The organism is Conservatibacter flavescens, from assembly GCF_002795425.1.
Classification (GTDB): Bacteria; Pseudomonadota; Gammaproteobacteria; order Enterobacterales; family Pasteurellaceae; genus Conservatibacter; species Conservatibacter flavescens.
In genome coordinates, this window is record NZ_PHHA01000010.1 from 51,635 (window position 1) to 64,679 (window position 13,045).

The following is a 13,045-nucleotide window of genomic DNA, read 5'->3' on the forward strand; positions in this document are numbered from 1 at the left end:
TTACTCGCTTAACTCAATGACATCCGGTAATTTTAGTAGCTGATTTTTCAATAAATCTAATGCTCTTTCGCTACGTACGGTTAAATTTAAGGTAAAGGTTTCACCTTGATTATTCCCATTTAATGCAAGCACCGTAAACCCCCGATGGCGTACTACTCGCAAAATACGCTCCAACACTTCTGGGCGATATCGGGCGGTAAGTTGTAATTGATATTCTGTCATGTTCTTATCCTAAAATCAGTAAAAGAGTCAGAGATGCTTTGCTCTCATGATAATTTTTTTGCCAAATCGGACCGCACTTTGGGATTAATCTTCCTCTTCAAGCATATCTGCATTACAGGCGCCCGGCGGAACGAGTGGCCAAACGCTTTCTTCTGCAGGAATACAGACATGTAATAAATAAGCAGTTTTGCTCTCTAAGAAACGATTTAATGCGCCATCGACTTCCTCTGCCCGTTCGATACGTTCAGCTGGAATGTCAAATGCTTTAGCAAGGGTCACAAAATCCGGATTATCATCTAAAATTGTTTGACTACGGCGCTGTTCCCAAAACAAATCTTGCCATTGGCGCACCATGCCTAAACGCTGGTTGTCCAATAATAAAATTTTTACTGGCAATTTCCCACGTTTAACCGAACCCAGCTCTTGAATATTCATCATAATTGAACCATCACCCGTAATCACAATCACAGGATCATTTGGACGAGCTTTTGCTACCCCCACAGCAGCAGGTAAACCAAAGCCCATTGTGCCAAAACCGGCAGAAGTAATGTAATTTTCAGGCGCATAATGCGCAATATGCTGAGCGGACCACATTTGATGCTGCCCCACATCCGTCGTAATCACGGTATTTTTCGATTTACGCTCTGATAAAGTATTAAGCAACGCTTTGGCATTAATTGGACCGGCACCTTGATTATCGACATAACAAAAATCGTATTCTTGCTTTAATTGCTTCACACGGGTTTGCCATTCTTGAATGTTCAATGGCTGACTAAGTGCATTAACCGCTTCAATCAAACCGCCTTTTAATGGCACATTGGCTTGACGTAATTTATTAATTTCAGCCGCATCAATATCAATATGGATTACCTGTGCATTAGGGGCGAAAGTATCCAGTTTACCGGTTACACGATCATCAAAGCGCGCTCCACAAGCAATCAGTAAATCACATTCCTGCACTGCAAAATTCGCAGCTTTAGTACCATGCATGCCAAGCATTCCCATATAATAAGGGGTGCCCGCTTCAATGGTGCCAAGCCCTTTTAAAGTCGACACTGAAGGCATTTGCGTAAGCCTTAAGAAATCTCTGACCGCTTGTGTGCCACCAGCCATATTTACTCCACCACCAACATAAAGTATCGGGCGTTTGGCCTGAGCAAGAAGACGTTTTGCTGCCTCAAGTTTTTGCGGTTCTTGAGCTTCCGGCTGGTCTTTTGGATAAACAAGAGGTTTAGCAGAAGTTTCCGCAATTTGCACATCTCGTGGAATATCAATCAATACCGGCCCTGGTCGCCCACTTTGTGCAATTTGGAAGGCTTGTGCCATCACTTCTGGCAACTCTTCAACATTTTGAACAATAAAACTATGCTTTGTACAAGCCAGTGATAAACCTAATACGTCAGATTCTTGGAAAGCATCGGTGCCAATTAAATGAGAAGCCACCTGCCCTGTAATCGCCACAATAGGAATGGAATCTAAGGCGGCATCACCTAATCCAGTGACCAAGTTGGTTGCACCAGGCCCAGAAGTAGCAATACAAACGCCCACTTTTCCTGTCGCACGCGCATAACCAATCGCAGCAATGGCCGCCCCTTGTTCATTGCGAACTAATAGATGATCTAAACCCGAATCATACAGAGCATCATAAGTCGGCATAATCGCGCCACCAGGATAACCAAACAAGGTGGTTACTCCGTGAGCTTTAAGGCTCTCAATCACTAATTTTGCACCATTCATATTGTTACCTATTCTATATTCTTATGGGATAAAAAAACCCTCACTGATTCAGCGAGGGTTTACGACCTAAAATCTTTTATTGATATTTCGTCTTAGCAACCGCTCGCCCCGCCGTGATAATAATCACTACGAGGTGCGTAATAATGCCAATAACTAAACGGAATGCCGTCATAATTCAATATCCAATGCTGGTCAAGTATGTATGTTGTGTGCTTATTAAGCAGAGATATAGATACCATATTTTAAGCACGATGCAAACTCTTTTTTCTCTTCTTTGCAAAAATACGCAAACGTTTGGCTTAAATTGGCTATCTCAAGCATTGCTCGACACGGTGATATACCTGCTCTACGGAAATCGCCGACATCTCACCACCTTGAATATAATGCTGGTGTTTACCGTATGTCCCGATTAATTTTGGATCCGTTGCGCCATATAACGTAATGTTAGGCTTGTCCAATGCTGCGGTTAAATGCGCCAACCCCGTATCAACAGACACCACCGCTTTCGCTTGCCCAATATAATAAGCCAGCTCCGTCAAAGTCGATTTCGGTAAAATCTTAACCTGTGTTAGCCCTTGTGCAATCAATTCTGCACGTGTTAATTCACTTTCATTACTCCAAGGCAAACGCACTTCAACACCAAGTGCGGTCAATTTTTCCGCTAATTTTCGCCAATTTTCATCAAGCCAGAATTTATCCGCTCGGGTTGTGCCGTGAAAAAATAAGACAAAATCCACCGCACTTTTTTCCCTATTGAAATGTTTACTAATCCCATAGTCGCCTTGTATAGACGGCACTTCATAACCCAATGCGCTCACAAATAGTTGGCGAATTCGTTCAACGGCATGTTGCTGATAACTAATGGCATATTGTTTATCATAAAACAAACTGGCAAGGGGTTCACGAATGGAGTGGCGATCATAACCGTGTGTGATACCTTTCGCCAAACGCGTAGCGAATAACGCGCTTTTGATTAACCCTTGCGCATCAATTACGGCATCATATTGCTGTGTTTGAAGTAAAGTGCGGTAGGTTTTCCATTCTTTTCGGGTTTGAGCGGAAAACGGCGATTTTCGCCAACGGCGTAAAGCGATAGGGATAACGCGATTGACTGCCTCATGCCAACGGGGAATTTCAGTAAAATTTTCCTCCACCACCCAATCTACCTGCAAATCCGGAATGGCGTGTAGCGCGTCCGTTAATGCAGGAAAACTGTGTAGAATATCCCCCATTGATGACGTTTTTATCAAACAAACTTTCATAGATTTTCCAAAAGTGCGGTCAGTTTTGCAAACACTTTTTCCGGCGCAAGGTCAATCAAACTTTGGTGATAGCCACCGTCCGCTTCACCTTTACGAATTTTGATTAAACCGCCCTCAATAGTGCGTAATACCACAGCTTTATCGGACAGCGGCGGCGTATATTGCGGGCTAGTTGGACCATAACAGGCGATCAGCGGCTTATTTAAAGCGGCGGCAATATGCATTAAACCGCTGTCATTACTCACCACTCCCACACAGTCGGCTATCAGATCAACGGCTTCGTTCAAGTTGGTCTTGCCGCATAAATTCAAACAATAAACTTGTTGGCTGTTATCTAATGTTGTTCGGATTTGTTCGCCTGCCTCTTGGTCTTTTTGTGAACCCAATAAATAAATCCCATAGCCCGCCTCAATCAACATAGCTGCTAATTTTGCATAATGATAATGAGGCCAGCGTTTTGCCGGTCCAAATTCCGCACCGGGACAAAAACCAATCGCCGGACGGTTTTCAATAGGGGCAAAAAGTGCGGTGAATTTTTCTTTGGTTTTTTCCACCGCACTTTGTTCCACCTGTAGATAAGGGGTTGGGATCGCCAGTTTTTCCGCCGTCGGAATCGCCGCTTTTTCATAACCGAGAGCCACATACCGCTGCACCATCATGGGATAATCTTTTTTATTATTGCGCAAGTCGTTCAGAAAAAAATAACGGCTTTCACCTTTCCAGCCCCGTCGCAGAGGAATCTTGGCAAACAGCGGAATAAACGCCGATTTCAGCGAGTTTGGCAACACAATCGCCATATCATACTGATTACGCAGTGATTTCCCGATACGATAACGTTCGGTGAGATTAAATGCACCGTGTCCGATTGGCATGGTCAGCGCATTACGCACTTCCGGCATTCGCGCTAATAACGGTTTGCACCAATTCGGTGCGAGCACGTCGATGTGACAATTCGGATATTGCTCTTTTAGGGTTTGATATAAACTGTGCGACATCATCATATCGCCGACCCAAGATGGACCGATTATGAGGATATTCATATTTTTATTTGCTATGTTGGTTGAAAGATAAAAAAGAAGTGCGGTCAAAAATCAAAAAATTTCTACCGCACTTTATCACCCTAAATTGATTTATTTAACCACGCCATATATTCCGCCACGCCTTCGGCAACGGTTTTAAACGGTTTATCATAACCTGCATTACGCAAGTTAGTGAGGTTGGCTTGAGTGTATTCCTGATAACGTGATTTCAAATGTTCTGGGAACGGAATAGTTTCAATATGACCTTTGCCATGATGTTTAATCACGGCTTTTGCCACTTCCTCAAAAGATTCCGCTTTGCCTGTACCTAAATTATAAATGCCCGATACGCCGTTTTTCCATGCCCAGAGGTTGACTTGAGCCACATCGCCCACATAAACAAAATCACGCAGAAAATGTTCGCTGCCGGCAAATAGTTTCGGATTTTCACCTTTTAAAATCTGATTATTTAAATGAAACGCCACGCTCGCCATTGAACCTTTGTGTTGTTCACGCGGGCCGTATACATTGAAATATTTAAAGCCACACACCGGTGATTGCGCTTCCGGTAATAAAGCCCGCACATATTCATCAAATAAGAATTTGGAGTAGCCATATACATTCAATGGACCTTCATATTGACGCCCTTCGATAAAATCGGTTTTATCTCCATAGGTCGCGGCGCTGGAGGCGTAGAAAAATGGAATTTGGCGATCAAGGCAATAATGCAATAACTCTTTGGAATATTCATAGTTATTTTGCATAATGTATTTGCCGTCCCATTCCGTCGTAGCGGAACAAGCGCCCTCATGGAACACCGCATCAATATCGCCAAAATCATCACCCGCAATGATGGAAGCAATAAAATCTTCTTTGTCGCAATAATCCGCAATATCCAAATCCACTAAATTAATGAATTTTGTGCCATCTTTTAAATTATCTACCACTAAAATATCTTTGCGACCCATTTCATTGAGCGCTTTTACAATATTACTCCCGATAAACCCTGCACCGCCTGTTACAATAATCATCGTGTTATCCTCTGTCTGTTAAATTAGCGCTATTGTAATAGATTTTACTGATAAATTCCAAAAATCGCACGAATATAACTCGCCACCGCTTCATCTTTATTGAGGCCGATTTGTTCAAGGGTTGGGCAAGCTTGTTTTAAACGCGGATCTGCATTGAACATCACACAGCCTTTCCCCACTTCCTGCAACATTTCTACATCATTCATTCCATCACCAAATGCAATGCAATCTTGGGGCGTATAATCTCGACTCGCTAATAGATGTGTAAGTGCGGTACCTTTTGACACATTTTTATTCATCACTTCCAAACAATTAGGCGTAGAAAAAGTAATCGCGGTCTGCTCTCCAAAGCGTGTCTTAAGCGCTTGTTCTAATTCAATTAAATCTTCCGCTGTCTTTCCAATAAAAAAGACTTTTTCTGTACCACGTCCATGATGATGACGAAAATCGACCACATCATACATAAACCCAGAGTCCTGATGATATTTGCGCAAGGCCGGTATATCAATATTAATAAACCAACCCTCGTCTTGATAACTGTTGACACAAACCCGTGTCGCATCAAAAGGCATATTCATGATTTCAAATGCCAATTTTTCCTCTAAATTATTGCTATAAAGTAAACTGCCTTGTAAATCATGAATTCTCGCGCCATTGGAGGTAATCATGGCGGCATTTTTCACATTAATCTTATCTAAAATTGACATGACATCCGTGTGGTTCCGCCCTGTGGCTAAAATAATATCTACATTTTTTTGTGCAAGCTTAGCAAGGGTATCAATGGTAAATTCACCAATCACATGATTAGCATTTAATAATGTGCCATCAAGATCAGAAACAATGGCACGAAAAGGTAGATTTTGCATAACAATTCCTTCATCAATTGGAGTATCCATCATAGCAAATCCTATCCATTGTCACTAGCTATTTTACATGGGCATCACGGCTTATCTTTCTCCAAAACACATCATTGAGAAAAGGCGTGATAAACACTAACTTGATGACTATAAAGAAAAATCCCGAAACCTGCGTTCCGGGATTTAAGGTTTATAAGCGAGTTAATCAGATTTTTGGACCAGCCGCGACTAGCGCTTTTCCTTCCTCTGTTCCTGTATATTTTTCAAAGTTTTTCACAAATCGTCCCGCAAGATCTTCTGCTTTAGCTTGCCATTGTGCTTTATCCCCATAAGTATCACGCGGATCTAAAATAGCGGAATCAACACCTGGTAATGCTTTTGGCACGGCTAAATCAAAAATTGGCAATGATCCCATTTCTGTTTTCTCAATAGAGCCATCAAGAATAGCATCAATAATACCGCGCGTATCTTTGATAGAAATCCGTTTGCCAGTTCCATTCCAACCGGTGTTCACCAAATACGCTTGCGCCCCAGAAGCCTGCATACGCTTCACTAGCACTTCTGCATACTGTGTCGGATGTAAGCTTAAAAATGCTGCTCCAAAACACGCTGAGAATGTCGGTGTTGGTTCAGTAATTCCACGCTCAGTACCCGCTAATTTTGCCGTGAAACCAGATAAGAAATAATATTTAGTTTGCTCTGGTGTCAGCTTAGATACTGGAGGCAATACCCCAAATGCATCGGCAGTTAAGAAAATCACTTTTGTTGCATGGCCTGCTTTTGATACTGGCTCAACGATATTCTCAATGTGATAAATTGGGTAACTGACACGTGTATTTTCTGTTTTTGAACCATCAGCATAATCTACATCACCATTCTCTAATACCACAACATTCTCTAACAACGCATCACGTTTAATTGCGCCATAAATATCGGGTTCATTTTCAGGTGAAAGATTGATGGTTTTCGCATAGCAGCCGCCCTCATAATTGAAGACCCCCTCATCGTCCCAACCATGTTCATCATCACCAATCAATTTACGTTTCGGATCAGTAGAAAGCGTGGTTTTTCCAGTACCAGATAAACCAAAGAATATGGCAACGTCCCCATCTTCACCCACATTCGCGGAACAATGCATTGAAGCAATGCCTTGTAGTGGTAGGAAATAGTTCATCATAGAGAACATGCCTTTTTTCATTTCACCACCGTACCAAGTTCCGCCAATTAATTGCACCCCTTCAGTCACGTTAAAGGCGACAAAGTTTTCACTATTTAAACCCTGCTCTTTCCAATTCGGATTGGTCACTTTAGACCCATTTAATACCACAAAATCCGGTTTGAAGTTTTTCAATTCTTCTTCGCTAGGTCGAATAAACATATTTTTCACAAAATGGGCTTGCCATGCGACTTCTGTCACAATACGCACACTCAAACGTGTATTCTCATTTGCCCCACAAAATGCATCAATCACAAATAAGCGCTTGCCTGATAATTGATTGGCCACGAGTGATTTCAAACTTTGCCATGTTTCTTGATTCATGGGCTTATTATCATTTTTTACTTTATCACTTGTCCACCAAACGGTATTTTCGGTTTTCTTATCTAATACAATATATTTATCTTTTGGTGAACGGCCGGTGAAAATCCCAGTATCTACCGCAACCGCCCCTTGATTTGTTACGCGACCTTTTTCATAACCTTCTAAACCGGGTTTAGTTTCTTCTTCAAATAAGGATTCATAACTTGGATTACGTACCACTTCTTTTACATCATAAATACCAAGCTCGCCTAGTTCTTTAATGATTTGGTCTGTCATAAATTACCCCTTTGTTAAATTTTAAAGTTAAGAATTTTATAGGGTTATTTTATGAGAATTACTACCTAAAAAATGTTATATAGATCACTAAATAAGGAATTAATTAAAAAAAGTAGGGAAATATCGACAAGATCGTGATAAAGATCAAAGTTTTCTCAATAAAAGGATTTGAAATAGCAATGGGGTTGATTCATTCAACCCCATTATTCATTATTTTTGTGGCAAAAGTGCGGTCGTTTTTTCTGAATTTTCTGCGGTGTCCGCAGTCTTAATGGTCTGTGTGTCCATCGCATTTTTTAAACTTTGTTCACGCACTTGTTGAACAGCTGCCATGTCATTAACCTGTTCAAATACATAAGCGGCCATCGTTGCATCATTTTCGTTTGCACAGTGAGTCACCGCAATGACTTGTTTAAAGACCTCACTTGCTTTCTCGAATTCGGCATTACGTGCATACAAATACCCTAATGCACGATGAATCTCGCATTTTGGTTTGTCTTGAGACATATTATGAATGCGTTTTTCTAATAGCTTAATTAATTTACTACTGTCCATAGGCTGCAAACGCGTAATCTGTGCAAATAATTCTCTCGCCTCGTCGCTGCCATCTTGTACTTTCTTCACAGCTTCAAGGGTCAATTCATAGGCTGACTCATGATCATTACAATCAATTAAACGACGAATTAAGCCAATTTTGACATACAAATTATGTCGACGTTGGCGAGATTGGTTATGCCACCAGTCTAACAAGCCATCTTGACCTTCTTCATTCATCTTCTCATCAAGCAATCCATCTACCACTTGGTGCTCAAGGGTAGTAAATGCCTCGCCGGAATATAAATCGCTACGCTCAATTTTATCCAGTAAATCATCAAGGGACTGATAGGCTTTGGATTGTAAATAAATCTCAGTCGCTAATTTTAACACTTCCGGGTTGCGCGGTGCCATTACCAGTAAACTATCTACAGAACTGCGCGCTGCCGGCAATTTATTCTGTTGCATCATAATACGGGTTCTAGCAATTTCTAAGGCAAGGTTATCCGAGCCCGCTAATTCCGTTGCCTCAATAAGATATTTATTGGCGGAGAACTCATCACCACGCTGTTGTGCTGCTTCAGCTGCTTTAATGAAATTCAAAATAGGCTCTTCAGAATGCTTCGCATTTTTGCCAATTAATTTCTCAGCTTTAGAATAATCACCCGCATCCATGCGCATTAACCCTTCTAGAGTTTGTTTTTGCGCTTTTTTACGTTTTCTACGAGCAAACCAACTATAAGTATTACTACTTAGACGTAAGAAACGGGTGACAACCCATTCAATCAAATAAATAACCCCCAGCGCAATCACAAAGAAAATGACTAAGGTCGTTAAACTCATTTCAATACTATAGCTAGCGGTTTCAATCAGAACATAACCTTGTTTACCGGCTAAATAAGGCCCCGCAATTAACCCCGCGAGTAACACTAGCATTAGAAATAGTACTCTTAACATAATTTATTTCTCCTACTATTGTTGTTCTGTTGACTCAGTCTCAACAGTATCCGATGATGTATCAGGCTCTGGCTCAGACTCGATAGAGAGTTGCTCATTAGGTTGGTTCATTGGCTCAACCTCTGGAGAGGCCTCTTTTGAATCTGATGCTTGCGTTTCATCTGATGCGGTAGTTGTTTCAGCTGGCTTTTGTTCTACTGGCTGTGTATCTTGGCTAACATTTCCGTCTTGAGGCGCATTTTTTTCAGGTTCAGCACTACTTTTTGGGGTAGCTTCTGCACTGTCTTCTTTTAACGCTTTGTCTGCTTCGATAGAAATAGGTTTAACCTCATGCCCTTGTCGATTTAGCAATTCATCAAGCAAAGTCAAACTACTTAGTTTATGTGGCACATCCACATAAATTGAGACATCAGATAACTCATCAATCTCTTTTAAGAAATTCTCTGCCACTGGAGTAGAAGTATCAAAATAGCTTCTTACCCAAGAAGATACCGCTTCTAATGACTGTTTATAAAGTTCATTTTGCTGTCTAGGTACAGCTAAAATTGCGATTTGTAGACGTAAACGGATATTTTCGCGTAAATATACATCTTGATTTGGTGCTAGCAATACTTTTTCCTGCGAGCCTTTCGGTGTCACACGGATAAAATGATTCAAGAATGAACTCGCACTTTTCTTTAAATTATTTTCCCAATCTGCCACAGAATCTGATAATTGATCATTAGCTTGAGCGCTCTCACCAAAATTCACATTCAACACATTTAACTCATCAATCGTATTCGCAAGTTGCGAAAGACGTTGCATAATCGCATTTTGATCAACATTATTCACTGATAATAATTGTTTTAGATCGTTATTTAAGGCTGCACGAACTTCAAAAACGCGTGGATCAGATACTTGTTCTAAGCTTTCTGCCACTACTTTCAATAATTCAATACTGGTATCAACATCATTATCTAATACCAATTTACGCAATGCGTTGCTTAATAGAAAATCCGCTTCAGATAAAATCCAATCATTAGGCTCCGTTTTCAAATTATTGCTCAATGTTGTCACTTTATCCTGCAAAGTCTTCACTTCTGTTTGCTTGGCTTCAAATGCACTTTCTAACTTAGCAAGTTTATCTTCGAGGCCCTGATAATCCGTTGTTAATTTACCCAACTCCGCGCGCTCTTTCTCAAAACTTGGTATTTCTACCGTCTCGCCCTTATCAGTGCTAGCTGGTTTACTCTCAAGTGCGGTCAATTTCTGCTGAATTGAAGTCAGTTGTTGCTGGCCAAAATAATAACCTGCGCCCCCAACACCAAGCGCAATAAGGATAGCTAAAATCGCTAATCCTGCACCACTTTTTTTCTGCACAACGGTGTTATTTTGTGCTGCTGACTTATTCACCTTTTCTCCAGACGTTGTTTGCTCAGTTTTTTGTTTTTCCGTCTTAGCCATTTTAGAAGAGGCTTCCACTTTTTTTTCGTTAGATGTCGAAGCCCGATCATTTGTTGTAGGCTTTTTTTCACTTTCCATATCTGTTTTTACTCCCTGCTTAGCTTCGGTTTGGTTTGTTGACTGTTCAGCATTAGCTGGCGTTGATTTTGACTCATCAACGGAAGTTTCATTCGATTGAACAGCAGGTTTATTTCGATTCTCAAAAGATTTTCTATTTCTTGTCATTTTGATTCTCACTTAATGATTAAATGATTAACTGGCCAGCACTGCATCAAAGAGTGTCGCATTATCTACACGCTTCGCTACAATCACATTATCCCACCCAGCCACTCGTGCCATATTGGCAATACGTTCACTTACGGTAATCAATCGGCAACTTTTCAACCAATTATGTTCGCTTTTTGGCACAAAATCCATAAGGTATGTCAACATTTCACCACTTGTAATCACAATTTGGCTAATACCCGCTCGAATACACATACTCGTTTGTTCCACATTATCATACTCAATCGGTTGACGTTGATAACATTCTATAATATCAAGCTGAGCACCTCGCTGTCGGACTTCAGTAGAGAACAACTCACGTCCTCCATTCCCCCTTAATAGCAATACTCGCTTATCTTGTAACGCATTGTATGACATGCTGGGCAATGCTAACAGTCCCTCACTGGTTTCTTTATCATAAGGGTAGCTTACACTTTGTTCCGACAAAGCAGAAAAATGCTCTGCTGTTCTCTGCCCAACAGCAAAATAACACAAATCATTGCGCCAATGAAAGCCGGTTGCGGTTAACGTTTGATGAGCAAATTCAATCGCATGACGAGACACCGCTACAACATAATCCCCTGCTTTTAACTGACACAACTTTTGCGACAGCAAGTTTAATTCCGTACCCGACTCAATGCGAAAAAAAGGCAAATGTAATGCCGCCACACCAACTTTATTCAATCTTTCTGTTAAATTAACACCTTGTTCACCTGGACGCGCAACTAATACGGCCATAGAAAACTCCTATTATGCTTGTGTTAACGCCGACAGCAACGAACCAGCCCCTTGCGCTAATAATTGCTTAGCCACTGAGATGCCCAAATCTTCGGCATTTTCGACCGCACTTTTACCTTCTGCGCGCACAATACGTGTACCATCTATGGAGCCAACTAATGCTCGTAAATAGAGTTCCCCTCCCTCAAAAACTGCATAGCCCCCAATAGGCACTTGGCAACCACCTTGTAAATAACTATTCATCGCACGTTCTGCCAACACACAATATGTCGTATATTGATCAGCAAGCGGAGCGAGCAATTCTTGTGTTACCTGATCATCTAAACGACATTCGATACCAACTGCACCTTGACCCGCCGCTGGCAACGAAATTGATGTTTCAATAAAAGAAGTAATACGCTCTGCTAAACCCAAACGAATAAGCCCCGCTGCAGCTAAAATAATGGCATCATAATCACCATTATCTAGTTTACTTAAACGCGTTCCGACATTACCGCGCAAAGATTCAATGTGTAAATCAGGCCGTAGGGATTTTAGTTGGCATTGGCGGCGTAAACTGGAGGTTCCCACTTTTGCACCTAGCGGTAGATCATCTAAGCTACGGTAAATATTTGACACAAAAGCATCACGAGGATCTTCACGCTCACAAATCACACTTAGGCCTAACCCCTCAGGAAATGCCATAGGCACATCTTTCATAGAATGAACTGCAATATCTGCACGTCCCTCAAGTAAAGCGGCTTCTAACTCTTTTACAAATAGCCCCTTACCTCCAATTTTCGCCAAAGGCGAATCCAAAATCACATCACCTTTTGTGACCATAGGAACAAGTTCTACCCGCAAATTAGGGTAAAATGCAGTAAGACGGTCTTTAACATAGTTCGCTTGCCACAAGGCCAATGGGCTCTGACGTGTGGCAATGCGCAGCAGGTTGTTTTCTATCATCATTATAATATGGTAAATCTATAGCTTTGTTTATATCCTATCACTGTTGCAAAAAAAAGTCAGGTTTCTTATTGAAATTAAGCATATTATCTCATTAACAATACTATATTTAAAAAGAATTAGATAAAACAATATGATGTTTTGTTTACGAGCATGATAAAAACATACAAAAAAAGGGTATCTTCCGATACCCTTCCATCTCATCTTATTAAACAAGATA

Annotated in this window: 11 protein-coding genes; all 11 read right to left on the bottom strand. The window is 41.1% G+C overall.

The features are described from left to right. The 11 genes from ilvM to hemC all read right to left on the bottom strand — a co-directional run bounded on the left by ilvM (position 1) and on the right by hemC (position 12,825). A complete protein-coding gene (ilvM, locus tag CVP05_RS05845) occupies positions 1–222 on the bottom strand; it encodes an acetolactate synthase 2 small subunit (protein WP_100288641.1) in 222 nt (73 codons plus the stop codon). A gap of 84 nt (positions 223–306) precedes the next feature. After that, complete coding sequence (gene ilvG / locus CVP05_RS05850) at positions 307–1,959, bottom strand: acetolactate synthase 2 catalytic subunit (RefSeq protein WP_100288642.1); 1,653 nt, start codon at positions 1,957–1,959, stop codon at positions 307–309. A 308-nt stretch (positions 1,960–2,267) separates the two neighbouring features. Next, positions 2,268–3,221, bottom strand: coding sequence for a lipopolysaccharide heptosyltransferase RfaC (gene rfaC / locus CVP05_RS05855; RefSeq protein ID WP_100288643.1), 954 nt, complete (start codon positions 3,219–3,221; stop codon positions 2,268–2,270). After that, the gene (gene waaF / locus CVP05_RS05860; protein WP_100288644.1) at positions 3,218–4,261 is read right to left on the bottom strand and encodes a lipopolysaccharide heptosyltransferase II; all 1,044 of its coding nucleotides are present in this window, start codon (positions 4,259–4,261) and stop codon (positions 3,218–3,220) included. The genes rfaC and waaF overlap by 4 nt, the downstream gene beginning before the upstream one ends. Before the next feature lie 80 nt (positions 4,262–4,341). Next, positions 4,342–5,271: an ADP-glyceromanno-heptose 6-epimerase gene (gene rfaD, locus CVP05_RS05865; protein WP_100288645.1), complete on the bottom strand. Its 930-nt coding sequence runs from the start codon at positions 5,269–5,271 to the stop codon at positions 4,342–4,344. Between the two features lie 44 nt (positions 5,272–5,315). Beyond that, positions 5,316–6,137 carry a Cof-type HAD-IIB family hydrolase gene (locus CVP05_RS05870; protein ID WP_100288653.1) on the bottom strand — a complete coding sequence of 274 codons (822 nt, stop codon included), beginning with the start codon at positions 6,135–6,137 and terminating at the stop codon, positions 5,316–5,318. A gap of 196 nt (positions 6,138–6,333) precedes the next feature. Next, on the bottom strand, positions 6,334–7,944 hold the full coding sequence (gene pckA, locus CVP05_RS05875; RefSeq protein WP_100288646.1) for a phosphoenolpyruvate carboxykinase (ATP): 1,611 nt from the start codon (positions 7,942–7,944) through the stop codon (positions 6,334–6,336). Positions 7,945–8,154: 210 nt separating this feature from the next. Further along, entirely contained in the window at positions 8,155–9,435 is a 1,281-nt protein-coding gene (locus CVP05_RS05880) for a heme biosynthesis protein HemY (RefSeq protein WP_100288647.1), read from the bottom strand. Positions 9,436–9,450: 15 nt separating this feature from the next. Continuing rightward, entirely contained in the window at positions 9,451–11,103 is a 1,653-nt protein-coding gene (locus CVP05_RS05885; RefSeq protein WP_100288648.1) for a uroporphyrinogen-III C-methyltransferase, read from the bottom strand. Positions 11,104–11,130: 27 nt separating this feature from the next. Continuing rightward, complete coding sequence (locus CVP05_RS05890; protein ID WP_100288649.1) at positions 11,131–11,880, bottom strand: uroporphyrinogen-III synthase; 750 nt, start codon at positions 11,878–11,880, stop codon at positions 11,131–11,133. Between the two features lie 12 nt (positions 11,881–11,892). After that, positions 11,893–12,825, bottom strand: a complete 933-nt coding sequence (hemC, locus tag CVP05_RS05895; protein WP_100288654.1) for a hydroxymethylbilane synthase — start codon at positions 12,823–12,825, stop codon at positions 11,893–11,895. Positions 12,826–13,045: the final 220 nt, after the last annotated feature.

Bases quoted from the DNA above. Each gene is read 5' to 3' on its own strand.
- ilvM (WP_100288641.1), bottom strand. From the start codon at position 222: ATGACAGAATATCAATTACAACTTACCGCCCGATATCGCCCAGAAGTG.
- ilvG (WP_100288642.1), bottom strand. From the start codon at position 1,959: ATGAATGGTGCAAAATTAGTGATTGAGAGCCTTAAAGCTCACGGAGTA.
- rfaC (WP_100288643.1), bottom strand. From the start codon at position 3,221: ATGAAAGTTTGTTTGATAAAAACGTCATCAATGGGGGATATTCTACAC.
- waaF (WP_100288644.1), bottom strand. From the start codon at position 4,261: ATGAATATCCTCATAATCGGTCCATCTTGGGTCGGCGATATGATGATG.
- rfaD (WP_100288645.1), bottom strand. From the start codon at position 5,271: ATGATTATTGTAACAGGCGGTGCAGGGTTTATCGGGAGTAATATTGTA.
- CVP05_RS05870 (WP_100288653.1), bottom strand. From the start codon at position 6,137: ATGCAAAATCTACCTTTTCGTGCCATTGTTTCTGATCTTGATGGCACA.
- pckA (WP_100288646.1), bottom strand. From the start codon at position 7,944: ATGACAGACCAAATCATTAAAGAACTAGGCGAGCTTGGTATTTATGAT.
- CVP05_RS05880 (WP_100288647.1), bottom strand. From the start codon at position 9,435: ATGTTAAGAGTACTATTTCTAATGCTAGTGTTACTCGCGGGGTTAATT.
- CVP05_RS05885 (WP_100288648.1), bottom strand. From the start codon at position 11,103: ATGACAAGAAATAGAAAATCTTTTGAGAATCGAAATAAACCTGCTGTT.
- CVP05_RS05890 (WP_100288649.1), bottom strand. From the start codon at position 11,880: ATGGCCGTATTAGTTGCGCGTCCAGGTGAACAAGGTGTTAATTTAACA.
- hemC (WP_100288654.1), bottom strand. From the start codon at position 12,825: ATGATAGAAAACAACCTGCTGCGCATTGCCACACGTCAGAGCCCATTG.